This window comes from Curtobacterium sp. AC273 (assembly GCF_979253735.1).
Genome location: NZ_CEEDDU010000009.1, coordinates 440,692 through 465,079, shown reverse-complemented (window position 1 = coordinate 465,079; position 24,388 = coordinate 440,692). Strand labels below are relative to the sequence as shown.

Below are 24,388 nucleotides of genomic sequence, written 5' to 3'. Positions count from 1 at the left end.
GCCCCGGCCGGCTCGTTGCAGTCGCCCGCGACGATCACCGGGCCGTCGGTACCGTGCAACCGTTCGGCGATGAGCGCGGCGCTCTTCGCACGGACCTCGTCGCCGTGCGGACCCACCTCGTGGTCGAAGTGCGTGGTGAGGAGCGTGAAGGCGGCTCCGTCGACGTCCAGGAAGCCGGCGTGGTTCGCGACCCGCGGAACACGCCGCCCCAGGTCTCCAGACCGACCGCCGGGGTGTCCGACAGCCAGAACGTCCCGTCGTCCGTCGGCCGGAAGCGGCTGCGGCGGAAGAACACGGCGGCGTGCTCGCCGGCGGTGCCGCCCTCGCGTCCCTGTCCGACATCGGCGTGGTCCGGGAGCCCGGCGCGGAGGTCGTCCATCTGGTGGTCGAAGGCCTCCTGCACGCACAGCAGGTCGGGGTCGTGCCGCCGGATGACGTCGAGCAGCACCGGGAGCCGGGCCGGCCAGTCGTGCGCGGGGTCCGGGTTCTTGATGTTGTAGGTCATCAGGGTGACGGCCGCGCTGCGTTGCTCACCCCTCGACCGTACTGACCGACGGCGTCACGGGCCATGACCCGCCGCAGTGCGGTGACGCCGTCCGTGCGCGCGTCTCGCGGTTCCGACCGGCACGCCGAGCGACGCCGTCGACCTCGGGTCCGGTCATGCCGACGAGGTAGCGCAGGGCCACGGCCTCACGCTGCCGCACAGCAGCGCGGCGACGGCCTGGTGCAGTTCGGCGCGCTCGAGGACGCTCTCGGCCCGCTCGGTGCCGGCGTGGTCGACCGGCTCGTGGTCCCGCGCGCCGATGCGCAGGTCGCGGTCGCGGTCGGCCCTGCTCTTCCGCACCCGGTCGATAGCGCGCCGCTGGGCGATCGTCCGGATCCAGGCGAGGCGGCGTGCTGCGGGTCGAACCGGTCCGCGATCCGCCAGATCTCGAGGAAGACGTCCTGCACGACCTCCTCCGCCTGCCAGGGATCGACGAGCTGGTGCCGGACGTACCGCTCGACCAGGGGACGGAAGCGCACGTACAGGCGCTCGAAGGCACGTCGGTCGCCCAGCGCGACGGCGAGCAGGAGAGCGCGTTCTTCGTCGCGCCGAGCGAGGAGTGCATCGTCCATGCGGAGAATGTCACATGAGGAAAATGTACTCGCAAGTACACTCTGAGCATGCGCCTCGAACACGCCCCGAAGACCCTTCGACGCACGACGCCGAAAGGACTGGCGACCCGAACCGGATCGTCGTCACGGCCGCCGACCTGATGCTCACCCGGGGCGTCGCCTGCACCACGCTCGACGACATCGGGGCCGCTGCCACCGTCGGCCGGTCGCAGATGTACCACTACTTCACCGACAAGGGCGAGTTCGTCCGCGCCGTCGTCCGGCAGCAGACCGACGCGGTGATCGCGCACCAGGGGCCGGACTACGGCGACCTCACGACGTGGACGCCCAGCGCTGGCGCGACCGGGCCGTCGCCGACGCCGCTGCCGGGGACTGCGTCGAGGCTGCCCGCTGGTCCTCGGCACCGAACTGGCCGAGCGGGACGTCGACGCGCGGGACCTCGTCGCCGCCGGGTTCGCCCGGTGGGAGCAGGGCTTCCGGCACGGTCTCACCGTGATGCGGGACCGCGGGCTGCTCGACGCCGACGCCGACCTGGGCACGCTCGCGACCGTGGTGATGGTCGCGTTGCAGGGCGGCCTGCTCCTCGCGCAGGTCCAGCGGGACGTCCGACCGCTGGCGATCGGACTCGACGCCGCGATCGCCGTCATCCGGCAGCACGCCACCGCACCGGCTGCGGTGGACACGCCCACGACGAGGCGTCAGTTGATGCAGACGCCTTCCTTGCCGTAGCTCTTCACGTCGGTCGACGACGGCTTCGGCTCGGACGAGGCGGACTTCGACGGCTTCGGTGCGGCAGCGCGGCGTCCGGACGACCCGGCGGCGGAACCGTCGGCGGGGGTCGATGCGGCGCCACCGGCAGCGGGGACCGGTGTGACGGTCTTGCCGTCGGAGCCGAGCACCAGCGTGACACCGGTGACGGCGGTGGTCCGCACGGCGACGGCACCCGGGACGACGGCGGCGACGGCCTTGGCCTGCGCCTCCATCCCGGCGGGGTACTGCACCTGGGTGGCCTTGGTGGTGCCGGAGGAGCCGGGGGCGCCGACCTGGAACCCGCGGGCCGAGCACCTGCCCGGCGGCACCCGCAGCACCGTGACGCCGCTGCCGTTCAGCACGGTGACCGTGAGTGGGGGCGGGCGTGCGCGGCCGTCGCCTTGGTGTACCTCGGGCTCGCCGACGAGCCCCTGCACGAACGCGGGGAGGCCCACGGTGTCGACCTCGACGATGGACAGCGCCGAGCCGTTCACGTACACCGTCGGCGTGCCGAGGGTCGGGACCGTCGCCGACTGGATGTTGCCCGGCCGGAGGTTCCGCATCTGCGAAGCCAGGTTGATCAGGTCGGTGTCGGTCTGGATCGAGCCGCCGACCGCGCGCAGGATGTTGCCCATCTTCACGGGGTTGAGCAGCGTCCCCGCGGAGAGCACCTTGCGCGCTTCCTGCGACAGGAAGTACTGCGCCGGACGTTGCGGTCGAGGTCGCCGTTCGGCAGGCCGTGCCGCTGGCGGACGAACGAGAGCGCCTGCTTCGCGTCGAGCGTGGACTTGCCGGCGGGGAGGTCGACCCCCGAGTAGCGGTCCTTGCTGGCCTGGTTGAGGCAGACCTCGACCGGGCCGAGCTCCTTCACCACCTGGTAGAAGCCGAGCAGTGAGACGCGCACGTAGTGGTCGATCGAGAGCCCGCTGAGGTTCTGGATCGTCTGGATGAGCAGCTTCGCCCCGCCGGTGTCGCCGCCGCCGTTGAGCGTGCCGTAGTAGAAGGCGCTGTTCAGCTTGCCCTTGCCGACGCCCGGGATGTCGACGTACGAGTCGCGCGGAACGAGGATCATCGTGGCCTGCGAGCCGTCCTCGTTGATGTGCAGGACGATCATCGTGTCGGTGTTCGTCGCACCGCCGTCGGACTGGGTGCTCAGCTCGGCCATCCGCTCGGGCGTCGCGTTGTCCGGCCGGTGGTCGTCGCCGACGAGCAGGATGTTCTGCGCCTTGCCGTCGACGTCGTCCTTCTTGGTCGCGCCGCCGCCGGTGATCGCATCGATCCTCGTGACGCCGTTCGACAGGCTGCCGTACGCGTACGCGGCGTACCCGCCACTGAGCAGCAGGCCCATCGTGAGCACGCCGGCGACAGCGGGGAAGACCACCCCGGCGCGTCGCTTCTGGCGGCCGTGGCGCGGCGGCACGGCGAGCCGCGGGTGGCGCGGCGCGTCGTCTCCTCGGGTTCGTTGCTCACCCCGAAACCATAACCGCAGCGCGTCCAGCGGCATCACACGGCCCTGGCAGGTCGCCGCGATTCCGCCGAGTCCACTCGCGCTCCGACGCGGGTGCGGGACGGACGGGAGGCGCGGTGCCAGCTGGCACCGCGCCTCCCGTCCGTCGTCCGCCCGCGTCTCAGGACGGCAGCTCCGCCTTGTTCGTCTCGCGTGCCCGCAGCACGGTGATCCCGGTGATCGCGGCCGCCGCCATCACGTAGAACGCCGGCGCGAACGTGTTGCCGGTCGTGGCGATGAGCCAGGTGGCGAAGTACGGCGTGATGCCACCGAACAGCGCGACGCTGATGTTGTACGCGATGCCCATCGAGCCGTAGCGGATCGCGGTCGCGAACAGCTCCGCCATCAGGCGCTGACGGCTTCGTCGAACGCCGCCATGAAGAGCCCGAGGAGCATCATCGCGCCCGCCGCCGCGAAGAAGTTGCCCGCGTTCATGAGCATGAGCGTGGGGTAGGTCAGCACCAGGAAGCCGGCGCAGCCTGCGAGCATCACGGGCTTCCGGCCGATCTTGTCCGACAGCAGTCCGAAGAACGGCACGAGGGCAGCGATCACGATGAACCCGATGACGACCACGCCGTACGACACGAGCGGGGAGTACCGAGGTCGGCCTGCAGGTACGACGGCATGAACGTCTGCAGGATCCAGTGCCCGACCGCCTTGAGGACGACGAAGCCCGACGCAGAACAGCAGCGCCTTCCACCCCGAACGGATCGAGCGGCGGAGCGGGCTGGACCGCGACCTCGCCCTTCGCCTTCAGGGCCCGGAACTCCGGGGTGTCCTCGAGCTTCGAGCGGAGGTACAGCCCGACCAGGCCGAGCGGCAGCGCGATGAGGAACAGGACGCGCCAGCCCCACGACTCGAGGGCCTCCGGCCGCCGGCGAGCGCCGTGAAGAGGAACACCAGACCGCCACCGACGATGAACGCCGCGAAGCCGAAGACGTCGATGAAGCTCGTCACGAAGCCGCGCCGGTTCGACGGGGCGAACTCGGCGAGGAGCGTCGTCGCACCCGCCCCCCTCGCCACCCGCCGCGAAGCCCTGCACGAGGCGGACCACGACGAGCAGGATCGGCGCGAGGAGTCCGACGCTCTGGTAGGTCGGCAGGATCCCCATCACCGCGGTCGCGCCGCTCGTGATGAGGATGACCGTCGCGAGCGTGGTCTTCCGGCCGACCCGGTCGCCGAGCGAGCCCCAGAACAGGCCGCCGAGCGGACGCATCACGAAGCCGGCACCGAACACGGCGAACGCGGAGAGCAGCGCCACCTGCGGGTCGCCCTGCTTGAAGAAGTACAGCGAGATGACGGTGGCCAGGGTGCCGTACAGGCCGAAGTCGAACCACTCGACGAAGTGGCCGACGCCCGCGGCGACGATCACCTTCCGCATGCTCTGGCGGCGCGCGTCGTCGCCCAGTGCTGCCTGGACGTCTGGGCTGCTGGCGGCGTCGGCGCTCGTGCGCGTTCGGGTTCCGTCGCTCATGGGGTTGACCTCACACTGCGTTGTCGAGAGTTCGTTGACGATAGCACTTGCCGGGCACACTTTGCCACACAGTGGGAAAGAGACACCAGAGAGTGATACCGTCACCGCCATGCAGTCCCGTGAACAACACCACGACGTCGTGGTCGTCGGAGGCGGTCTGGCCGGTGTAGCGCCGCGGTCGCCGCCGCCCGCCTCGGCTCCAGCGTCGCCCTCGTCACCAACCGCCCCGTCCTCGGCGGCAACTCCTCGAGCGAGATCCGGGTGTGGGTCGTCGGTGCGACCGCGCACGGCACGCAGCGGTTCGCCCGCGAGAACGGGATCATGGGCGAGCTCTTCCTCGAGAACCAGTACTCGGAACCCGCAGGGCAACGCGGTCTACTGGGACCAGGTCGTGCTCGACCTCGTGCGCGCCGAGCCGAACGTCCACCTGCACCTCAACACCGACGTGCGGACGGTGACGACCTCGGACGACGGCGGCGAGACCCGGATCACCTCGGTCACCGGCTGGACGACGGCCTCCGAGATCGAGACGACGTTCACCGCACCGGTCTTCCTCGACTGCACCGGCGACGGCCTGGTCGGTGCCCTCGCGGGGGCCTCGTACCGGATCGGTCGCGAGGGACGCGACGAACACGGCGAGGAGTGGGCGCCGGAACAGCCCGACGACGAACTGCTCGGCAGCTCGATCTTCTTCTCGACGCACGACACCGGTCGCCCGGAGAAGTTCGTGCCGCCGTCGATCGCCGTCGACCTGGCGACGACGCCGATCCTGGCGAACCGCGCGATCACGACCGGCGACAACGGCTGCAACTACTGGTGGATCGAGGGCGGCGAACTCGACACCGTCGCCGAGAACGAGCGCATCCGCGACGAGCTGTGGGGTGTCGTGCACGGCATCTGGGACCACATCAAGAACTCCGGGCGTTCGACGCGGACACCCTCACGCTCGACTGGGTCGGCGCGATCCCCGGCAAGCGCGAGTACCGCCGCTTCGTCGGGGACCACCCTGACGCAGCAGGATCCTCGTGGCGCAGCGGACCTTCCCCGACACGGCCGCCTTCGGCGGGTGGTCGATCGACCTGCACCCCGTCGAGGGCGTCTACGCCGAGACCCCGGGCGCCCAGCAGCGGTACACCGACGGCACGTACGACATCCCGTTCCGCCCCTCTACTCGGCGGACGCCGCGAACCTGCTCTTCGCCGGCCGGAACATCTCCGCCTCGCACGCGGCGTCCAGGTCGACGCGGGTGATGGCCACGTGCGCCACCCAGGGGCAGGCCGCGGCACCGCTGCGCACTCGTCGCCCGGCACGGCACGACGCCCCGCACGCTCGGCACCGACCACGTCGCGATGCTCCAGCAGACGCTGCTCGAGAGGACGCCCCCGCTCAACGGGGTCCGGGCCGTCGACGGCGCCGACCTGGCCAGGCACGCGCGGATCAGCGCGAGCAGCGAGCTCACGACGATCGACACCACCCCGTGGGTGACGGCGGACACGTTCGCGCTCGACCGCGACGTCACGATCGTCCTGCCCGCCGACCCGGCGCTCGGCTCCTTCGCGCTCCGGACCGTCGCACGACGACGGCGCCCCGGCCGAGCTCACGATCGAGCTCTGGACGACCGGCAAGCCGCAGAACTACGCCCCGATCGAGCACGTCTCCACCCACACCGCTGCGGTCGCCCCGGGAGCCGGGGAGGTGGTGGTGGACCTCGCGTTCCGTCCCGAGGAGCCGTGCAACGCGGTCGTCGGTCCGTCCGTCGCGCCCCCGGCGTCCGCCTGGTCCTGACCGACGGGCACCCGTACGGGGTGCTGGCCCTCCGTGCCCGCACGGCCGATGACGAGCAGTTCGACGACCACATCCCCGAGGAGTCCGACCAGCCGGTGACCGACCTGGGAAGCGCGGCCCTGCGCGGACGCTCCTTCGCGTTCGCCGCAGCCGGCACGTCGGACGCGTGGCGGCCTCCAGGGTGGTGGACGGGTACCCAGCGTCCCTTCGGCGGCCCTGCACATGGCTCGTCGAGGCCGGCGACGGCACCGCTGCCCTGACGCTCGACTGGGCGGAACCGGTCGACGTGCACGAGGTCCGGATCGCCTGGAACGACGACGTCGATGCCGACCTCATCAACCTGCACCACCACCGCACCCACCGGGACAACGTCCCCACGCTCGCCCGCGACTACCGGGTCGAGGCGCGCTCGACGGTCCTGGCGGCGGCTCGACGAGGTGACCGGCAACCGGCACCGGCACCGGCGTCCACGCGGTGACGCCCGTGCGGACCACCTCGCCCCGGGTGGTGGTGACGGCGACGAACGGGTCGCCGTTCGTCACGGCGAGCGCCGTGAAGGTGTCCTGATCAGCACTACCGGTCCAGAATGATCGGATGGTGACCACACCTCCGAACCAGAGCATCGAGCGCGCCGCAGCAGTCCTCGGCGCGCTCGGTGCCGCCGACGGCGCGATGCGCGCCTCCGACATCGCGCGGGCGATCGGGCTCGGCACCTCCACCACCGGTCGGCCCTCGCGACGCTCGAGTCGCTCGAGTACGTCCACCGGGACCCCGAGTCGCAGGGCTACCTGGTGGACGGGCCGTGCTCGAGCTCGCCAGTCAGGGCCTCAACCACAACCCGGTGCACCGCGAGAGCCGGGCTGCGGCGCAGAGCCGGCGCACCGCATCGGCCTCACCGCCAACGCGGGGTGCAAGACGACGCCTCGTGCATCTACCTCTGCCACTTCGAGGGGTCGCTGCGCCGAAGTCGCACACCATGATCGGCATGCGGCAGCCGATGCACGGCCCGCCCTCGGCAAGGCGCTGATGCTCGACATGACGCAGGCGGAGCGGATCGCCCTGCTCGGCGAGGTGCTCCCCCGCTACACCGACCACACGATCACGTCGCACGACGACCTGGACGGCGGACTCGCGGCATCGGCAAAACGCGGCTGGCGCGTCGAGAACCAGGAGCTGGCCCTCCGGCGCTTCTGCATCGCGGCGCCGATCCGGAACGCCTCCGGACGCATCGCGGCCGCGCTGTCGATCTCGGACGGGTGACCCAGCTGCGCGACCGCGACATGGACTCGCTCGCCGAGGACCTCATCGAGGTCGCCGACCGCACCAGCGTCGGCCTCGGCATGACCGAGGTGCCGTCGCCCACCGACGGCCTGGAGGCGCGTGCCAGCCGGCACTCGCGCCTCCAGGCCGTCGACCGGTCGCGTCCGAGCGCTAGCCGCGCGACGGGAGCAGGTGGATCGCCTCCATGGCGAGTTCCGCGGCGATCGGGTCCTTCGCCTGGACGGCCGCCTTCAGGTTCGCGACCTCGGGCAGGACGACGTCGGCGGGGACGATCTCGGCGAGCTCCGGCACGCGGAGCTTGAACGCGAGGCCGTCGGTCGTCGACCGGCACAGCTGCTCGAGTGAGGGGGTTGCCGCAGTGCTCTGCCCACATCGCGTAGATGTCGGCGCCGTTCTGCGCGACCTCGCCCTGGTGCTGCCGTTCGATCTGCGCGGTGACGTCGTCGAGCATCTTGACGACCTTCTTGCGCTGCGCGTCCGTGAACCGCGGGGTCGCGAGCCGGGCGACGCCGCCGTAGATGACACCGAGCGTCCGGTACGCGTCGAGCAGTTCGTCCTTCGTGGGCGCCGCGACCCGCGTGTAGCGGTTCGGTGCCATCTCGATCAGGCCGGCACGGGCCAGTTCCGCCAGGGCCTCGCGGATGGGGGTCCGGGAGACACCGAGCCACGAGATCAGGTCGTCGTCGTTGAGACGCTCGCCCGGCTCGAGGGTGCCGTCCATGATGGCGTCGCGGATCTTGTCCTGGACGGTGTCACGGAGGAGCTTCCGCTCGGCTGCGGGCTGCGTCGAAGGAACTGGCATACGCCCAGCGTGTCACATGTCAGGGTCCGTGCGCGAGAGGCGCGACGGCCACCACGCGCGCCGTCCGAGGTCGTACGCCAGGGCCGGCACGAGCAGGGACCGGACGACGATCGTGTCGAGCAGGACGCCGAACGCGACGACGAACGCGATCTGCACGAGGAACAGGATCGGGATGACGCCGAGGGCGGCGAACGTCGCCGCCAGGACGATGCCCGCCGAGGTGATCACCCCGCCGGTCACGCCGAGACCGCGGAGCACGCCCTCGCGCGGCCCGTGCCGGAGGGCCTCCTCGCGGACCCGTGTCATGAGGAAGATGTTGTAGTCCACGCCGAGCGCCACCAGGAACACGAACGAGTACAGCGGGACGCTCGGGTCGGCGCCGGGGAAGTGGAACACGTGGTCGAACACGAGCGCACCGACGCCGAGGGCCGCGGCGAACGAGACGATCACGCTGCCGATGAGCACGAGCGGCGCGACGATGCCCGAGCAGCAGCATCAGGATGAGCAGGATCACGACGAGGACGACCGGGATGATGACCGAGCGGTCGCGGATGCCGGTGTCGTTCGTGTCGACGGCCGTCGCGGTCACCCCACCGACGATGGCGTCCGGGTCGACCCGTTCGACTGCGGTCCGGAGCTCCCGCACGGTCTGCTCGGCGGCGTCGGAGTCGGCCGGGTCGGACAGGGTCGCCTCGAGCAGCACGTCCCCGCGGGACACGGTGGGCGAGCCGGGAGCGCCGTCCCCGGTGACCGACACGGTGCCGGACGGGGAGTCCTTCGCCGCGGCGACCACCTGGTCGACCCCGTCGACCGCGGTGATCGCGTCGACGAGCCGGTCGAGGTCGGCCTCGGCGCCGATGACCTGCGCCGGGCTGCCCGAGCCGCCCGGGAAGTGGTCGGCGAGCACGTCCTGACCGTCGCGCGCCTGCGAACTCCCGATGACGAGGTCGCTCTGGGGCACCCCGTCGGCCTTGAGCCCGACGAGTCCGGCCCCCATCGCGAGGAGCCCCACCGTGCAGACGATCCAGACCGTCCGCGAGCGTCCGGGCGACGAGCCGTCCGACCTTCGCCCAGATCCCTCGCGCGTCCGGACCCGTGACGACCGGGTGGGCGCTGCCGTACGCGGGGCGGAGCGGCCAGAACGCGGCCCGACGGAAGGCGCAGCAGCAGCGCCGGCAGCAGGGTGAGGGCGGCGAGCAGGCTGAAGGCGATGCCGATCGCTGCGACCGGCCCGAGCGCCTTGTTCGAGTTGAGGTCGGAGAGCAGCAGGCAGAGCACGCCGACGATGACGGTGCCGCCCGAGGCGAGGATCGGTTCGAGGCTGCCGCGGAGCGCGGCCTTCGTGGCGTCCCAGCCCGTGCGGTGGTCACGCAGGGCCTCGCGGAAGCGCGACGTGTAGAGGAGTGCGTAGTCCGTCGCGGCACCGATGACGAGGATCGAGAGGATGCCCTGCACCTGCCCGTTGACGGTGACGACGTCCGCCTTCGCCAGCCACCACACGACGAGGATCGACGCACAGAGGGCGAAGGTCGCGGTCCCGAGCACGAGGATCGGCAGGAGCGGTGATCGGTACACGATGATGAGGATCACGAAGACCGCGGCGAGCGCCACCCCGAGCAGCAGCCCGTCGATGCCGGCGAAGGCCTCGGTCAGGTCGGCGGTGAACCCGGCCGGTCCGGTGACGTAGCCCTGGAGTCCCGCGGGCAAGGCGTCGTCGACGTCGGCGCGGATCGCCTCGACGGTGTCCCCGGTCTCGGCCGCCTGGGTGAGCGTCGCGACGATCTCGAGGGCGTCGCCGTCCTCGCTCGGGATCACCGGGCTGACACCCTGCACGTCGTCGCGGTCCCCCAGCTGCGCGGCCAGGGTGCTGGCTGCCGAACGGTCGGCGTCGGTGAGCCGCGCCGCCCGCGAGAGGACGACGATCGCCGGCGCTCCCGAGGCCTTCCGGAACTCGGACGAGCGCTCCTGCACCTTGGTGGCGTCCGCCGAGGCCGGCAGGAAGGAGGTCTGGTCGTTCGTGGAGACCTCGGAGATCTTGCCGAAGAACGGACCGCCGACGGAGGCGATCGCGAGCCAGACCACGATGACGAGCGCGGGGAGGACGATGCGAGGAAGCGGGACACGAGGGCGAGCGTACTCCAATAGTCAGCATGCTGATTACTAGACGGGCCCACACGATGCCCGCCCGTAGACTCGCCCCATGGACGACGCCCCCGACGGCTGGCCCCTCGGCCGCCTCCTCTCGGCCGCGGCACGGGCCGTCGAACGGGACTGGGACGAACGACTCCGGGCGATCGGGCTGCCGCACGCCGCGCTGATCGCCATCGACATCCTGATCCGCACCGGACCCACGGGTGCCGACACCCTGGCGCGGACCGCACGCGTCCAGCCGCAGACGATGTCCCGCACGCTCGAACGCATGGAGCGGGACGGCCTGGTCGAGCGTTCGCCGCACCCCGACGACCGGCGGCGGCGGATCGTGACGGTGACCGAGCACGGGCGCCTGGCCCGGGAGACCGCGCGGCACATCGAACGCGACGTCCTGCCGGACGACCCCGCACTCCGAGGAGCACTGGCCGCCCTGCTCGAACGCGGTCGCCCCTCACGCGACTGAACTGCTCGCGATTAACATATCACATGCGTTGCTGGATCGGTCGGCGTCAGGTCCGACGCGACTCGATCCGACCGCAGGAGCCCCGATGTCCGAGCGCCGAGCAGCCGCGCGCAGCGGCCGCAGCACACACCCCCCACCACTCCCCCGGAGCGCCCCCGGAAGCGCCGGCGCCCGGCGCTCGTCGCACTCGTCGCGACCCTCGGCTCCCTCGTCGGCATCGCCACGGTGATCGCCGTCGTCGCCAGCGTCTTCGTCGGTGGGGGGGGGGGGGGGGGGGGGGGCTCGCCCGCAGCTACGACGCCGGCAAGGACGTCATCGCCGACCTGTTCCTCCGGCTCACGACCGGCGGCGACGGACGGTGCCGAGAACATCCTGCTCATCGGGTCGGACTCGCGGTCCGGGTACGACCCGGACCACGACGGCGCCGGCGGCGGCCGCTCCGACACGCTCATGCTCGCGCACGTCCCGGCCGACCGGAAGACCGTGTACCTCATGTCGATCATGCGTGACTCTGTGGGTCGACGTCCCCGGCCACGGCATGGCGAAGATCAACGCCGCGTACTCGTGGGCGGGGTCCCGCTGACGGTGCAGACGGTCGAGCGGCTCCTCGACGTCCGGGTCGACCACGTCGCCGAGATCGACTTCGCGGGCTTCACGGGGATGACCGACGCCCTCGGGGGTGTGACCGTGGACTCCCCGAAGGCGTTCACCGCTCGCGGTCACTCGTACACCGCCGGGCCGAACCGCCTCGACGGCGATGCAGCCCTCACGTTCGTCCGCGAGCGGTACTCCTTCGCCGACGCCGACTACACCCGCGTGCAGAACCAGCAGGCGTTCATGCGGGGCATCCTCGACGGCGTCCTGTCGAAGGGGACCGCCACGAACCCGGGCCGCATCCAGGACTTCGTCACCGCCACGAGCAAGTACCTCTCGGTCGACGAGGGCCTGACCTTCCCGACGCTCGTCAGCCTCGGGTGGTCGCTCCGTGACGTCCGGTCGTCCGACCTCACCACGTTCACGATGCCCACGGCAGGCACCGGGACCTCTCCCGGCGGGCAGTCGATCGTCAACCTCAACACGCTCGCGGTGCAGTCACTCTCCCAGCGCGCTCCGCTCCGACGAAGTGGCGGGGTGGTTGGCCGACAACCCGCAGTAGCGCCCCGGACAGCACGACACCCCGCGACCGATGGGTCGCGGGGGGTGTCGTGCGTGCGATGCGCTCGGGCGTCAGGCCGGGAGTTGCAGCGTCTGACCGGCGTACACCAGGTCGGCGTTGTCGATCGTCGACGTGTTCGCGGCCCAGAGCTTGTTCCAGCCGCCGTCGATGTTCAGCTTCGTGGCGATGCTGTCGAGGGTCTCGCCGGAGACGATCTTGTAGGTCTTGCCGCTCGTCTTCACCGGGGCCGGCTTCGCGGGCGCAGCCGGGGCGGCCGGAGCAGCCTGCGCGGCACGGCCTGCGGCGCGGCCGGAGCCTGCGGGGCGGCCGGCTGCGGAGCAGCGGCCTGGGGGGCCGGAGCGGGTGCCGGTGCCGGCGCGGGAGCCGCGGCCTGCGGGGCCGCACCGGCGGTGCCGCTCAGGCCGAGCTTCGCGGAGCAGGCCGGCCAGGCGCCCCAACCCTGCGAGGCGAGGACGCGCTCGGCGACGGCGATCTGCGCGGAACGGCTCGCGGAGGCCGGGCTGCCCGCGCCGCCGTCCGCCTGCCAGGTGCCGAGGCTGAACTGCAGGCCGCCGTAGTAGCCGTTGCCGGTGTTGATGGCCCAGTTGCCGCCGGATTCGCACTGCGCGAGGGCGTCCCAGGTCGAGCCGGAGGCTGCGTTCGCGGGGGCTGCGGCGAGGCCGACACCGGTCGCGGCGAGGCCGGCGAACGCGATGCCACCGACGATGGTGCGGGTACGAGAAAGCTTCTTCATGTTGGTGCTCCACCGGGACCACGCGCCGGAGAACGGCGGCCACTGCCCGCCCCGACCGGTCAGGGTCGAGTCGTGGGGGGTGCGCCTCCGGGGGCAGTGGTCTCGTGCCGGGGCGCCTCGGTCGGCCACCATAGGAAACTCTTGACTGTTATCAAACCGAGACCAACGGTTCTACCCAGGAGTGCTATGTACCCCACCGGTGTTCCTGTACGCCGCGATGCCCATGGCCATGGTGATCGCGACGTACCCGGGTACGCCACCTTGGCAGTTCCCTGGCAATGACGGACTGGAGGCACGTGGCAGCCGGGATGCGCGCCTCCCGTCCGCCTGCCGGTCACCCCCGGGACAGGAGGGTGACCGCCTCGAGGTGCCCCGTCTGCGGGAACATGTCGAGCACGCGCACGCGCCGCAGGCGCAGCGACGGCATCCGGGCCAGGTCCTTCGCCAGGGTGACGGGGTTGCAGCTCGAGTAGACGACGTGCTGCACGTCCGAGTCCTCCAGCCAGGTCGACAGCGCCTCGCCGATCCCCCGCCGTGGCGGGTTCACGAGGACCAGCTCCGGTGTCGCGCCGGGGCGGGACCGCAGCGCGTGCTCCGTCGCGTCGTCCGCCGTGAACCGGACGTCCGTCAGGCCGGCCTCGCGCGCGGACTGCTTCGCGGACCGGATGGCCTCGCGGCTGGTCTCGATACCGGTCACGGCCCGACCGGGGCGCGCGGCGCAGGGCGAAGCCGCCGACCCCGCAGTAGAGGTCCCACATCGACTCGGGGGCCACCTCGTCGATCCACGCCGACGCCTGCGCGTACAGCTCCGTCGCCACGTGGGTGTTGGTCTGGAAGAAGCTCCTGCGGCCGCAGGTGCATGGTGACCGGGCCGAGCCGCATCGACAGGGTCTCCTGCTCGGTGAGCACGATCTCGCGCTCCCCCTCGGTCACGGCCTTGTGCTCGGGCAGCAGGTTCGCGGTGACGACGACCGCCTGCGGCAGGACGCTGCGGAGCGCGTCGAGGTGCTGTCGGAGCGTCGGCAGCTGGCCCTCGGAGCGCAGGACGAAGCGCACCATGAGCTCACCGTCGGGCGACTCGGTGACGAGCACGTACTTCAGCTCGCCACGACGTGCGGCGACGTCGTACGGGATCAGGCCAGCGTCCGCGATGAAGTCCGCCAGGATCGGCAGCGCGTGCCGGATGCCCGGCGTGCAGATGCCGCAGTGGCGCAGGTCGACCCCGCGCTGCCGGTGGTCGAGGATCCCCACGGTCGGTCGCTGCAGGGTCCCGCCGACGACCATCTTCGCCTTGTTGCGGTAGCCGGACTCCGGGCTGGTGATCGCCGGCAGCCACTCGACCGCGCCCGGGCCGCCCGCCGCGTCGACCGCCTCGCGCAGGAGCTCACGCGTCCGGATCTCCTTGTCGAGGACCTGGTCGGCGTACGGCTGCCCCATGAGCGTGCACGAGCGGCACACCCCGCGGTCGAAGTAGTCGCACTGCATGGCCGAGTCAGGATACGGCAGCGTCCCGCGTCGTCGGGCGATCCGGTACACCGACGTCGTCGCCGTCAGGAACAGCGTCGTGCCGTCGTCACCGCCGAAGCACAGGTTCGACGTCACCTCGGGGACGGCCACCTCGCCGATCCGCTCGCCCGACGGGTCGAAGACCACGACGCCCCGGTGCGACGACGACCACACGCTGCCGTGCACGTCGACGCGGATACCGTCCGGCGCGCCCTCGCCCGGCTCGAGCCGCGCGAACACCCGGCCGTTCTTCAGCCGGACGCCGTCACGGTCGTAGGCGCGGATGACGGGCTCCTCGCCGGACGAACTCGCGATGTACAGCAGCCGCTCGGACGGGTCGAAGGCCAGCCCGTTCGGTTCGTCGAGGTCGACCGCGACCGGCCGGAGGTCCTCGCCGTCGGGGCCGCACACGAACGCCCAGTGGTCGCCGTACTCGCGCTCACCGGGGTGTCCTCGCGCGGCTGGGTGATCCCGTACGCCGGGTCGGTGAACCAGACGCTGCCGTCCCGCGCCACGACGACGTCGTTCGGGGAGTTCAACCGGACGCCGTTCCACACGTCGACGATCGGCGTGACGACCCCGGTCGCGGTCTCGCTCCACCCGGCGGAGCCCGTGCGAGCACTGCACCACGCTGCCGTCGCGGTCGAGCGTCCGGCCGTTCGTGAACTCGACGCCCTCGGCGTACGCGTCGACGGCGCCCGTGTCGGCGTGCCACTGCAGGATCCGGTCGCCGGGGATGTCCGACCACCGCAGGGTGCGACTGGCCGGGATCCAGCACGGGCCCTCCGCCCAGGTGCTGCCGGTGGTGACCCGCTCCAGCGCGGTGGGGTCGGGGACGAGGTCGGTGAACGGCATGTGCTCTCCTTCGAACCCCTCGACCCTATGCTCGCGGAGCCCTACGCGACGGGCGGCTGCACCACGTCGGTGCGGTCGATGATCTCCGTCATCGTCGCCGCCGCGACGGCGGCATCGCCGTCCGCCACCGCGTGGGCCAGCCGGACGTGCAGTCCGACGTCGTGCAGGTCCGGGCGGATGCTCGCGCGTTCGTCGAGTGCGCGGGCGGTGACCCGCCCCAGTCGGATGAAGAACGCGTTGCCGGACAGCGTCAGCAGACTCCGGTGGAGCTGGAGGTCCGCCAGGAGGAACGTGGCCGCGTCGTCCGCGTCCGTCCACTCCGACATGATGGTCGCGCTCGCGAGCAGCTCGACGAGCGGGTCGGGTGTGACCAGGTCCGCCAGGGGACCGGGCGCGCGCGGCCGGAGGACACGGCCTGTCGAGACGGTCTCGGCGGCGGCCGCCGCGGCGGCGGGTTCCACCGCACGGCGCACGGCTCGCAGTTCGGAGAGGGACCCGGTCGCGGTCGGGTCCGGCGAGCTGCCAGCCGAGCACGAGCGGATCGGTGACGTCCCACGCCCCGGGCGGATGCACGAGGAGTCCGGTCCGGCGTCGCGCGGACAGGAGCCCGCACCCGACCAGGACACGGACGGCCTCGCGCACGATGCTGCGGCTGGCGCCTCGTCCGGACGACGAACCCGTCGATGCTGTCCCGGTGCCACGTCGGCAGGACGCCCGTGACGATGGCACTGCCGAGCTCGTCCCGCACCCGGTCGAAGGTGCTCGTCACCGCTGGGACACCGGGCTGACCACGAGCTCGTCGACGCGCATGTACGGCGGGGCCTCGAGCACGAAGGACACCGTCCGGGCGATGTCCTCCCGCTTGCAGCATCACCGATCGTGCGGCGGCGTCCGGCACCGACGGACGCTGGTCGAGGAAGTCGGTGGCGACGTCGCCGGGGCACAGGTGGGTGGCACGGACGCCGTGCGGGGCCTCCTGCTGGTTGAGCGTCCGGACGACGGACCCGAGCGCGGTCTTGCTCGCCGAGTACGCGACACCGGCGCCGGGCTGGAAGGACCAGCCCGCGTACGACGACACCACGACGACCACGCCGCCGGACTCGCGGAGCGCCGGCAGTGCGGCGTCGACGACGGTGACGACGGCCGTGAGGTTGGTGTCGACGATCGCGCGGAAGTCGGGGAGGGACTGGTCGTCCCAGCGTCGCCGCGGTGCGTTCAGGCCGGCGGCGAGGACGAGTCCGTCGAGTCGCCCGTGCCGCCGCGCCACGGCATCACGGGCGTCGGCCACCGCGGACTGGTCCCCCGCGTCGAGGGGCAGGACGTCGGCGGTGCCGCCCGCCGCCCGGATCGCCGTTGCGACCTGCTCCAGCCGGTCGGCGCGGCGCCCGCTGAGCACCACCGTCCACCCGTCTCCGGCCGCGGCGGTCGCCACCGCCGCCCCTACGCCGCTTCCCGCACCGGTGATCCAGAGCAACACGCTGATCCGCCATGCTTGAATGGTATGCCTAATCAAGGCCGCAACGCCGTGGCCTCGACGACGGGAGCACCGATGCACCTCGACCTGACCGACCGGGTGGTGATCGTCACCGGCGCCGCGCGCGGGATCGGTCACCGGATCGCCGAACGCTTCCGCCGCCGAGGGGTGTCGGGTCGTCGCCTTCGACCTGGCGTTCGACGACGACCCCTCCACCACCGACTCGATCGACCACGTCGTCTGCAACGTCGCCGACCTGGACTCGGTGCGGGCCGCCGTGGACGAGGTCGTCGCCCGCCACGGCACGATCGACGTCCTCGTGAACAACGCCGGCATCAACGTCGAGGGCACCGTCGCCGAGCTCGAGTGGGACGCCTGGCGCCGGTGCATGGACGTGAACCTCGGCGGCACCTTCCTGATGAGCCACGCCGTCGCTCCGGTGATGCAGGCCGCGGGGCGGGGGGCGGATCATCAACGCCGCCTCGTTCGCCGCGGTCATCCCGAGCGTCGGCAGCGCTGCCTACGCGGCGTCCAAGGCTGCGGGTCGTCTCGTTCACGCGGGTGCTGGCATCGGAGCTTCGGCCCGTGGGGCGTCACCGTCAACGCGTACGCGCCGGGCATGGTCCCGACGGCGATGAACGGGTTCGCGACGATGCCGACCGAGGCACAGGACCGCCTGCTCGACACCCTGTCGCTGCGCCGGTGGGAGTCACCGGACGACGCCGCCGACCTGCTGGTGTTCGTGGCGAGCGACGCCGCCGGGTACATCACGGGGACGTTGCTCGACGTCTCCGGCGGCAAGCTGGCCACGCAGATCCCCCGCGCGCGCACGGCCGCTGACACCCTCCACGGGCCCTCAGGCCTTTCCGGTTACTCAGGTTCCGTACAAGGGCCTTCTCCGTAAGCTGTGAGGGCCCAGTGAGCCGGACTGCAGCCCGACCCCGAGGAGGTGCCCGATGGTCATCGTCCTCGTCGCGTTCGCGATCGTCGCCCTGATCGTCCCCGCCCTGACCCCCGTCCTCGGCCGTCGCGTCTTCTACGTCGCAGCCCTCGCCCTGGCCGCCGCCGCGGTCCTCACGGTCGCGCAGACCGGCCAGGCGTTGCACGGTGGTGTCACCGAGCGCTTCACGTGGGTGCCGCAGCTCGACCTCGCGATCGCCCTGCGGATGGACGCGCTGTCGTGGGTGCTCGCCCTCGTGGTCTCCGTGGTCGGCGCGCTCGTGCTCGTGTACTGCGCGTCGTACTCGAGCCGCGCGAACCCGCGCTCGGCCGGTTCGCCGGGGTCCTGACCGCGTTCGCCGGCTCGATGTACGGGCTGGTCGTCGCCGACGACGTCATCGTGCTGTTCGTGCTGTGGGAGGCCACGACGGTCTTCTCGTACCTGCTCATCGGCCACGACGCCGCCAAGCGGGCGAGCCGCGCCGCCGCGATGCAGGCACTCGTCGTCACGACCGCGGGCGGTCTGGCGATGCTCGCCGGACTCGTCGTGCTGTCCGTCACGGCCGGCACGACCTCGCTCTCCGGGATCGTCGCGGACCCGCCCTCGGGCACGGTGGTCTCCGTCTCGGTGGTCCTCGTGCTCCTCGGCGCCCTGACGAAGTCGGCCATCGTCCCCTTCCACTTCTGGCTCCCCGCGGCGATGGCCGCGCCGACGCCCGTCAGCGCCTACCTGCACGCCGCCGCGATGGTGAAGGCCGGCATCTACCTGGTGGCCCGGCTGGCCCCGGCGTTCGCGCTCCTCGACGGCTGGCGCGAGACGATCACGCTGCTCGGCGTGCTCGGCATGCTCGTCGGCGGGTACCGCGCACTCCGGCAGACCGACCTCAAGCTGCTGCTGGCGTACGGCACGGTCGCCCAGCTCGGGTTCCTCGTGCTCGCCGCCGGGTGGGGAGCGCCGGCGGTCGCTCTCGGCGGAGTGGTCCTGCTCGTGGCGCACGCGGCGTTCAAGTCGACGCTGTTCCTCGTCGTCGGGGCGGTCGACCACGTGACCGGCACCCGTGACCTCGCACGGCTGAGCGGCCTCGGACGGAAGCGCCCGTGGCTCGCCGTGGTCGCCGTCCTCGCGCTCCTCTCGATGGCCGGCATCCCGCCGACCTTCGGGTTCGTCGCGAAGGAGGCCGTGCTCACCGGCTTCGTCGAGGCGCTGCACGGGCCGGACGCCGGGTGGGCCTGGTTCGCGCTCGTCGGCGTGACGATCGGCTCGGTCCTCACCGTGGCGTACTCGCTCCGTTTCCTCTGGGGCGCCTTCGCCCGGAAGCCCGGTGTCACCGAAGCCGAGCCGCACCGGCTGCACGGCCTGGGTGTCGTGCCGTCGGTGCTGGCCCTCACCGGGCTCGCCCTCGGTCTGCTCACCCCGCTCGTCGCGCACGGCATCGAGCCCGCGGCGAGCGCAGCAGCCCTGCCGGGCGAGGCCGTCCCGCACCTCGCACTCTGGCACGGGCTCGAGCCCGCACTCGGCCTGTCTGCCGTGACCCTGGTGGGCGGCCTCGCGCTCTTCGCGCTGCGCCGTCCGGTCGAGGCCGTCCAGCACCGGCTCGCGGGCTTCCCCAGCGCATCGGGCACCTACCGGCACCTGATGCGCGGGCTGGACCGGGTGGCGACGGGTCTGACCGCCGGCGTCCAGCGCGGCTCGCTCCCCTACTACCTGACGGTGATCCTGTCGGTCTTCGTCGCCGGCGCGCTCGTGAACCTGGCGGTCGGCGGCCCCTGGGCGTTCCACGTCCGGTTCGCCGACTCGTGGGGGCAGATCCCGGTCGTCGTCGTGATGTCGATCGCCGCGATCGCCGTCCTCACCGCGAAGACTCGGTTCGCGGCGGCCGTCCTGGTGGGGGTGACCGGCTACGGCATGTCCGTGCTGTTCGTCCTGCACGGCGCCGTCGACCTGGCCCTGACGCAGATGGTGGTCGAGACGGTGACGCTCATCGCGTTCGTGCTCGTGCTCCGCCGGCTCCCCCGCGGATCGCCACCACGAACCCCTCGCGCTTCCGGGTCGTCCGGGCGCTGTTCGCCGGGCTCGCCGGGCTGACCCTGGCGGTCGTCGTCGTGGTCGCCGCGTCGGCCTCGGACCGCCGAGCCGCTCTGGCCGGACCTGCCGGCGTTGACGAGCTCTGTTCGGGCACGGACTCAACGTGGTGAACGTGGCGCTGGTCGACCTGCGCGGCTGGGACACCCTCGGCGAGCTGACGGTCGTCGTCGCCGCAGCCACCGGGGTGGCGAGCCTGATCTTCGTGAACTCCCGCGAGGACACGCTCCCCCGGCTCCGCGACCTGGCCTCGACCGTCTCGGGCGACAAGCACCGCCCGGACGGTGAGCCGCGCGCCTGGCTGCCGACCAGCGCGGCGATCCCGACCGGCCGCTCGGCGCTCCTCGACGTGGTCGTGCGCCTGCTCTTCCACGGGCTCATCGTGCTGTCGGTCTACCTGCTGTTCGCCGGGCACAACGCGGCCGGCGGCGGGTTCGCGGGCGGCCTGGTGGCGGGCATCGCGCTCGCGGCCCGGTACCTGGCCGGTGGGCCGGCGGAGCTCGGCGCCGCGGCTCCGGTCCGTGCGGGTCGGCTGCTCGGGCTCGGTGTCGCGACGGCGGCCATCACGGCGATCGTGCCGATGTTCTTCGGCAAGGACGCCCTGTACTCGGAGTTCTTCGAGGCCACGGTGCCGGTGCTCGGCCACGTCGAGTTCGTCACCGCCACGTTCTTCGACATCGGGGTCTACCTCGTGGTCGTCGGCCTGGTGCTCGACGTGCTCCGCAGCCTCGGCGCCGAAGTGGACCGGCAGCGCCTCGAGGACGCCTCCACCCCCACCCGGGACACCACCGAGTCCTCACCGCACGACAACGCCCAGGCGCCCACGCCGGAAGGGAGCGCGGTATGACCGTCACCCTGGTCCTCGTCATCGCGATGGCGGTCCTGTTCTCCTGCGGGGTCTACCTGCTGCTCGAACGGTCTCTGACCCGGATGCTGCTCGGGTTCCTGCTGCTCGGCAACGCCCTCAACCTGCTCCTCCTGACGATGTCCGGAGCCGCGGGCAAGCCGCCGATCGGCAAGACGTCCGAGGGCATCACCGACCCGCTGCCCCAGGCGTTCGCCCTGACCGCGATCGTCATCACCTTCGCGGTGAGCGCGTTCCTGCTGGCACTCATCCACCGCTCCTGGAAGCTGTCCCGCGCCGACGAGGTCGAGGTCGACGAAGCCGACCGCGCAATCGGCCGCGACCGCGACGAACCGGCCGACGACGACCCCGAGACCACCACCGACGCAGAACAGGAGGCGACCCGATGACCTGGCTCGTCCCGCTCCTCGTCCTCGTCCCGCTGCTCGGCGCCGCGGTCGCACTCGGACTCCTCCGTCACCAGAAGTTGCAGCGCGCGATCACCGTCGTGGTCCTCGTGGTGGCGCTGGCCGTCGCCGCGACCCTCATGGTCCTGGTCGACCAGCACGGCACGATCGTGGTGCAGGTCGGCGGCTGGGACGCTCCGTACGGCATCTCGCTCGTCGTGGACCGGCTGAGCGCCCTGCTCCTCACCGTGAGCGCGAGCGTGCTCCTCATCGTCCTGCTGTTCTCGATCGGGCAGGGGCTCGCAGCGGACGACGGCGAGGCACCGGTCACGATCTTCTACCCGACCTACCTCGTGCTCGCGGCCGGGGTCCTCGACTCGTTCATCGCGGGCGACCCCTTCAACCTCTACGTCGCGTTCGAGATGCTCCTGGTGGCGAGCTACGTGCTCATCACCCTCGGCGGCAGCGAGCAGCGCGTCCGGGCCGGCACGACGTACATCGTGACGAGCCTCATCGCGTCGGCGATCTTCCTCGCCGCCATCGGCCTGGTGTACGGCGCGACCGGCACCGTGAACATCGCGCAGATCAGCGAGCGCGTCGCCGGCCTGCCGGAGCACGTGCAGTTGCTCCTGCACACGATGCTGCTCATCGGGTTCGGCATCAAGGCGGCCGTGTTCCCGCTGGCGTTCTGGCTGCCGGACTCGTACCCGACCGCCCCGGCGCCGGTCACCGCGGTGTTCGCCGGCCTGCTGACGAAGGTCGGCATCTACGCGATCATCCGCCTCGAGACGATCATCTTCCCCCGACTACAGCTCAACACCGTGCTGCTCATCGTCGCGGTGCTGACGATGGTGGTGGGCGTGCTCGGAGCCGTCTCGCAGACCGACGTGAAACGGCTGCTGTCCTTCACCCTCATCAGCCACATCGGCTTCATGGTGATGGGCGTCGGGCTCGGCACGGTCGCGGGGACGGCGGCCGCGGTGTTCTACACGGTCCACCACATCGTCGTGCAGACGACGCTGTTCCTGGTGTCGGGGTTGATGGAGCGCGTCGGTGGGACCACCTCGACGCGGTCGCTCGGCGGCTTGCTCAAGGCCGCTCCGTTCCTGGCGGCGCTCTACCTGATCCCGGCGTTCAACCTGGGTGGATCCCACCGTTCTCCGGGTTCATCGGCAAGCTCGGGCTGTTCCGCGCCGCCGCCGAGGACGGCCTCACCCCTGGCGTACGTGACCATCGGCGCCGGGGTCGTGACGAGCCTCCTGACCCTCTACGCGCTCATGCGCGTCTGGGACGCCGCGTTCTGGCGGCCGAAGCCGGCGGCCGAGGCCGCCGCTCCGCACGTGACCGCCGCCGAGCCGCACGCGCACCTGCGCTCCCCGGAACCCGCACCGCTGACCGTGTCCGAGGAGACCGGCGAGGCGTACCACCCGGGCGGCTCTGACCACCGTCACCGATGCACCCCACGCGACCCGCGCCTCCAGTCCGGAGACGGCCTCGACGGACACGCAGGCCGGCGTCGGGGACGCACCCACCCGGGTGAAGCTGCCGCGCATGCTCGTCGGCGTGACGACCGTCGCGGTCCTCGGCTCCGTCGCCCTGACGGTCGTCGCCGGCCCGCTGTACGGCTACGCCACCCGCGCGGCGGAGTCGCTCGAGTCGCCGGACCGCTACGTGCAGGCCGTGCTCGGAGGGACGCGATGATCCTCCGACAGCACGCGTCGCATCACGAACGCACGCCGGATCGCCGTCGCGTGGCGGTACGACGTGCCGCTGGTGGCGGGCCTGACGATCCTGTGGGCGCTGCTCTGGGGGTCGTGGACGCCGCTGACGCTCCTGTGCGGGATCGTCGTCGCGCTGCTCGTGACCCAGGCGCTCCTGCTGCCGCCGGTGCCGCTCTCGGCGCGGTTCTCGATCCCGCACTTCGTCTGGTTCCTGCTGGTCTGGGCCGGGCTCGTGGTCGTGCCTCGTTCCGGGTCGCCTGGGTCGCGTTCCGTCCGCGCGGGGCTCGTCGCAGCTCGATCTCCCTCGTGCAGATGCACACCACCTCCGAGATGACCTTCACGTTGGCCACCCTCGCGATCTCGCTCGTGCCCGGGTCGTACGTCGCCGACGTCGACCTGCGCCGGCGGCGGCTGCTGCTGCATGTGCTCGACACCGAGCGGGCCGAGCAGGTCGAGGCCGCGCGGCGTGAGGCGCTCGGCATCGAGGCCCTGGTCATCCGTGCCCTCGGGTCGAAGCAGGACGTCTCCGAACTGTCCGAGCCGCTGCCGGCGGTGACCCGGTGAGCGCCGCGGTGGTCGTGATGGGGATCGGCATCGCCCTCGTGCTCGCGCTGCTCGGGGTGGCGCTCGGACTCGCGGTGTTCCGGATCGTGCGCGGTCCGACGATCCTCGACCGGATGATCGGCTCGGACATGGTGCTGACCACGGCGTTGATCGTGATCGGGGCGGCGATGGTCGTCCGGCAGGACCTGACCGGCATCCCCGTGCTCGTGGTCATCGCCGCGACCAGCGTCTTCGCGACGATCGCGGTCGCCCGGGCCGTCACGCCGTCGTCGGACCCCTCCGACGACGGACCGACGGCCACGACACCGGAGGACCGCTCGTGATCGACACCATCCAGGGCTTCATCGACGGCGCGGGCGTCCGGGCGTGGATCGCGCTCGGGCTCCTGCTCGTCGCGGCCGTGCTGTCACTCGGAGCCGGGGTCGGCATCGTCCGCTTCCCGGACCCGCTCGTCCGCCTGCACGCGATGGCGAAGCCGCAGGTGCTCGGGCTGGCGTTCGCCCTCGCGGCGATCGTCGTGGCCGTGGACGTGGACGGCGCTGTGGGTCGTCCTGCCGATCATGGTGTTCCAGCTGTTCCTGGTGCCGGTGTCGACGCACATGATCGCGCGGGCGGGGCTGCGGTCGGACGACCTGCGGCACGAGGACCTGCTGGTCGACGACACCGAGTCCTGACGCGCCTCGGGTCACGTCGGTGCCGGTGCGGTGCCGGCCTGGAGGCGCGGTGCGCGTCCGCCACGCGCCCCCGCCCCGGCAG

At 71.8% G+C, this 24,388-nt stretch carries 23 protein-coding genes and 9 pseudogenes; 15 read left to right on the top strand and 17 right to left on the bottom strand.

The window, feature by feature from the left end; translation table 11 throughout:
• Positions 1-34: 34 nt before the first annotated feature.
• Together ACZ8AI_RS17665 and ACZ8AI_RS17660 are read right to left on the bottom strand one after the other, a co-directional pair.
• Positions 35-505 (bottom strand): endonuclease/exonuclease/phosphatase family protein, encoded by a 471-nt coding sequence (locus tag ACZ8AI_RS17665; protein WP_464859202.1) that lies wholly within the window; start codon positions 503-505, stop codon positions 35-37.
• Positions 506-690: 185 nt separating this feature from the next.
• Positions 691-1,008 (bottom strand): sigma factor, encoded by a 318-nt coding sequence (locus ACZ8AI_RS17660; RefSeq protein WP_464859261.1) that lies wholly within the window; start codon positions 1,006-1,008, stop codon positions 691-693.
• Between ACZ8AI_RS17660 and ACZ8AI_RS17655 the strand changes: the two genes are divergently transcribed.
• Together ACZ8AI_RS17655 and ACZ8AI_RS17650 are read left to right on the top strand one after the other, a co-directional pair.
• Positions 895-1,134: a hypothetical protein gene (locus tag ACZ8AI_RS17655; RefSeq protein ID WP_464859280.1), complete on the top strand. Its 240-nt coding sequence runs from the start codon at positions 895-897 to the stop codon at positions 1,132-1,134. The two genes, ACZ8AI_RS17660 and ACZ8AI_RS17655, sit on opposite strands and share 114 nt — an antisense overlap.
• A pseudogene (locus ACZ8AI_RS17650) lies at positions 1,131-1,361 on the top strand (TetR/AcrR family transcriptional regulator); the annotation flags it as partial. The gene ACZ8AI_RS17655 and the pseudogene ACZ8AI_RS17650, both read left to right, overlap by 4 nt.
• Before the next feature lie 67 nt (positions 1,362-1,428).
• Here the strand turns inward: ACZ8AI_RS17650 and ACZ8AI_RS17645 are convergent.
• Positions 1,429-1,599, bottom strand: coding sequence for a hypothetical protein (locus tag ACZ8AI_RS17645; protein WP_464859201.1), 171 nt, complete (start codon positions 1,597-1,599; stop codon positions 1,429-1,431).
• Between ACZ8AI_RS17645 and ACZ8AI_RS17640 the strand changes: the two genes are divergently transcribed.
• Positions 1,525-1,845 (top strand): LmrA/YxaF family transcription factor, encoded by a 321-nt coding sequence (locus ACZ8AI_RS17640; protein ID WP_464859260.1) that lies wholly within the window; start codon positions 1,525-1,527, stop codon positions 1,843-1,845. The genes ACZ8AI_RS17645 and ACZ8AI_RS17640 overlap by 75 nt on opposite strands.
• On the opposite strand, the gene ACZ8AI_RS17635 is transcribed toward ACZ8AI_RS17640, so the two are convergent.
• The 3 genes from ACZ8AI_RS17635 to ACZ8AI_RS17625 form a co-directional block, all read right to left on the bottom strand.
• Positions 1,815-2,537 (bottom strand): LytR C-terminal domain-containing protein, encoded by a 723-nt coding sequence (locus tag ACZ8AI_RS17635; protein WP_464859200.1) that lies wholly within the window; start codon positions 2,535-2,537, stop codon positions 1,815-1,817. The genes ACZ8AI_RS17640 and ACZ8AI_RS17635 overlap by 31 nt on opposite strands.
• Positions 2,504-3,247 (bottom strand): LCP family protein, encoded by a 744-nt coding sequence (locus ACZ8AI_RS17630; RefSeq protein ID WP_464859199.1) that lies wholly within the window; start codon positions 3,245-3,247, stop codon positions 2,504-2,506. Before ACZ8AI_RS17630 ends, ACZ8AI_RS17635 begins: the two co-directional genes overlap by 34 nt.
• Before the next feature lie 247 nt (positions 3,248-3,494).
• A complete protein-coding gene (locus tag ACZ8AI_RS17625; RefSeq protein WP_464859198.1) occupies positions 3,495-4,847 on the bottom strand; it encodes an MFS transporter in 1,353 nt (450 codons plus the stop codon).
• A 225-nt stretch (positions 4,848-5,072) separates the two neighbouring features.
• Between ACZ8AI_RS17625 and ACZ8AI_RS17620 the strand changes: the two are divergent.
• The 4 genes and pseudogenes from ACZ8AI_RS17620 to ACZ8AI_RS17605 all read left to right on the top strand — a co-directional run.
• Positions 5,073-5,700 (top strand): annotated as a pseudogene (locus ACZ8AI_RS17620) (FAD-dependent oxidoreductase); the annotation flags it as partial.
• Positions 5,701-5,733: 33 nt separating this feature from the next.
• Positions 5,734-6,684 carry an FAD-dependent oxidoreductase gene (locus tag ACZ8AI_RS17615; protein ID WP_464859259.1) on the top strand — a complete coding sequence of 317 codons (951 nt, stop codon included), beginning with the start codon at positions 5,734-5,736 and terminating at the stop codon, positions 6,682-6,684.
• Positions 6,685-6,816: 132 nt separating this feature from the next.
• On the top strand, positions 6,817-7,110 hold the full coding sequence (locus ACZ8AI_RS17610; RefSeq protein ID WP_464859197.1) for a hypothetical protein: 294 nt from the start codon (positions 6,817-6,819) through the stop codon (positions 7,108-7,110).
• 119 nt (positions 7,111-7,229) lie between these two features.
• Positions 7,230-7,892, top strand: coding sequence for an IclR family transcriptional regulator domain-containing protein (locus tag ACZ8AI_RS17605; protein ID WP_464859196.1), 663 nt, complete (start codon positions 7,230-7,232; stop codon positions 7,890-7,892).
• Positions 7,893-8,063: 171 nt separating this feature from the next.
• Here the strand turns inward: ACZ8AI_RS17605 and ACZ8AI_RS17600 are convergent, their stop codons facing one another.
• From ACZ8AI_RS17600 to ACZ8AI_RS17580, 5 genes and pseudogenes are all read right to left on the bottom strand, one after another.
• Positions 8,064-8,438, bottom strand: a complete 375-nt coding sequence (locus tag ACZ8AI_RS17600; protein WP_464859279.1) for a hypothetical protein — start codon at positions 8,436-8,438, stop codon at positions 8,064-8,066.
• Between the two features lie 106 nt (positions 8,439-8,544).
• Positions 8,545-8,634, bottom strand: a pseudogene (locus ACZ8AI_RS17595) (GntR family transcriptional regulator); the annotation flags it as partial.
• A gap of 93 nt (positions 8,635-8,727) precedes the next feature.
• Positions 8,728-9,180, bottom strand: coding sequence for an MMPL family transporter (locus ACZ8AI_RS17590; RefSeq protein ID WP_464859195.1), 453 nt, complete (start codon positions 9,178-9,180; stop codon positions 8,728-8,730).
• 76 nt (positions 9,181-9,256) lie between these two features.
• A pseudogene (locus tag ACZ8AI_RS17585) lies at positions 9,257-9,712 on the bottom strand (MMPL family transporter); the annotation flags it as partial.
• Between the two features lie 131 nt (positions 9,713-9,843).
• Positions 9,844-10,797 (bottom strand): annotated as a pseudogene (locus ACZ8AI_RS17580) (efflux RND transporter permease subunit); the annotation flags it as partial.
• A gap of 118 nt (positions 10,798-10,915) precedes the next feature.
• Between ACZ8AI_RS17580 and ACZ8AI_RS17575 the strand changes: the two are divergent.
• Complete coding sequence (locus ACZ8AI_RS17575; RefSeq protein ID WP_464859194.1) at positions 10,916-11,329, top strand: MarR family winged helix-turn-helix transcriptional regulator; 414 nt, start codon at positions 10,916-10,918, stop codon at positions 11,327-11,329.
• Positions 11,330-11,554: 225 nt separating this feature from the next.
• A pseudogene (locus ACZ8AI_RS17570) lies at positions 11,555-12,178 on the top strand (LCP family protein); the annotation flags it as partial.
• A gap of 545 nt (positions 12,179-12,723) precedes the next feature.
• Here ACZ8AI_RS17570 and ACZ8AI_RS17565 read toward each other — a convergent pair.
• The 5 genes and pseudogenes from ACZ8AI_RS17565 to ACZ8AI_RS17545 form a co-directional block, all read right to left on the bottom strand.
• Positions 12,724-13,239 carry a transglycosylase family protein gene (locus ACZ8AI_RS17565; protein WP_464859193.1) on the bottom strand — a complete coding sequence of 172 codons (516 nt, stop codon included), beginning with the start codon at positions 13,237-13,239 and terminating at the stop codon, positions 12,724-12,726.
• A 334-nt stretch (positions 13,240-13,573) separates the two neighbouring features.
• Positions 13,574-14,724 (bottom strand): annotated as a pseudogene (rlmC, locus tag ACZ8AI_RS17560) (23S rRNA (uracil(747)-C(5))-methyltransferase RlmC).
• Between the two features lie 272 nt (positions 14,725-14,996).
• The gene (locus tag ACZ8AI_RS17555) at positions 14,997-15,311 is read right to left on the bottom strand and encodes a hypothetical protein (protein WP_464859258.1); all 315 of its coding nucleotides are present in this window, start codon (positions 15,309-15,311) and stop codon (positions 14,997-14,999) included.
• A gap of 330 nt (positions 15,312-15,641) precedes the next feature.
• The gene (locus ACZ8AI_RS17550; RefSeq protein WP_464859192.1) at positions 15,642-15,926 is read right to left on the bottom strand and encodes an FCD domain-containing protein; all 285 of its coding nucleotides are present in this window, start codon (positions 15,924-15,926) and stop codon (positions 15,642-15,644) included.
• Complete coding sequence (locus tag ACZ8AI_RS17545) at positions 15,851-17,074, bottom strand: SDR family oxidoreductase (RefSeq protein ID WP_464859191.1); 1,224 nt, start codon at positions 17,072-17,074, stop codon at positions 15,851-15,853. The genes ACZ8AI_RS17550 and ACZ8AI_RS17545 overlap by 76 nt, the downstream gene beginning before the upstream one ends.
• Positions 17,075-17,264: 190 nt before the next feature.
• Between ACZ8AI_RS17545 and ACZ8AI_RS17540 the strand changes: the two genes are divergently transcribed.
• The 6 genes and pseudogenes from ACZ8AI_RS17540 to ACZ8AI_RS17515 form a co-directional block, all read left to right on the top strand.
• A complete protein-coding gene (locus tag ACZ8AI_RS17540) occupies positions 17,265-17,978 on the top strand; it encodes an SDR family NAD(P)-dependent oxidoreductase (protein WP_464859257.1) in 714 nt (237 codons plus the stop codon).
• A 52-nt stretch (positions 17,979-18,030) separates the two neighbouring features.
• Positions 18,031-20,943, top strand: a pseudogene (locus tag ACZ8AI_RS17535) (Na+/H+ antiporter subunit A).
• Positions 20,940-21,350, top strand: coding sequence for a Na(+)/H(+) antiporter subunit C (locus ACZ8AI_RS17530; RefSeq protein ID WP_464859190.1), 411 nt, complete (start codon positions 20,940-20,942; stop codon positions 21,348-21,350). The pseudogene ACZ8AI_RS17535 and the gene ACZ8AI_RS17530 overlap by 4 nt, the downstream one beginning before the upstream one ends.
• Entirely contained in the window at positions 21,347-23,632 is a 2,286-nt protein-coding gene (locus ACZ8AI_RS17525) for a Na+/H+ antiporter subunit D (protein WP_464859189.1), read from the top strand. The genes ACZ8AI_RS17530 and ACZ8AI_RS17525 overlap by 4 nt, the downstream gene beginning before the upstream one ends.
• Positions 23,629-23,955, top strand: coding sequence for an MrpF/PhaF family protein (locus ACZ8AI_RS17520; RefSeq protein WP_464859188.1), 327 nt, complete (start codon positions 23,629-23,631; stop codon positions 23,953-23,955). The genes ACZ8AI_RS17525 and ACZ8AI_RS17520 overlap by 4 nt, the downstream gene beginning before the upstream one ends.
• A pseudogene (locus ACZ8AI_RS17515) lies at positions 23,952-24,098 on the top strand (monovalent cation/H(+) antiporter subunit G); the annotation flags it as partial. The gene ACZ8AI_RS17520 and the pseudogene ACZ8AI_RS17515, both read left to right, overlap by 4 nt.
• Here the strand turns inward: ACZ8AI_RS17515 and ACZ8AI_RS17510 are convergent.
• On the bottom strand, positions 24,039-24,194 hold the full coding sequence (locus ACZ8AI_RS17510; protein WP_464859278.1) for a hypothetical protein: 156 nt from the start codon (positions 24,192-24,194) through the stop codon (positions 24,039-24,041). The pseudogene ACZ8AI_RS17515 and the gene ACZ8AI_RS17510 overlap by 60 nt on opposite strands.
• Between the last annotated feature and the right edge of the window lie 194 nt (positions 24,195-24,388).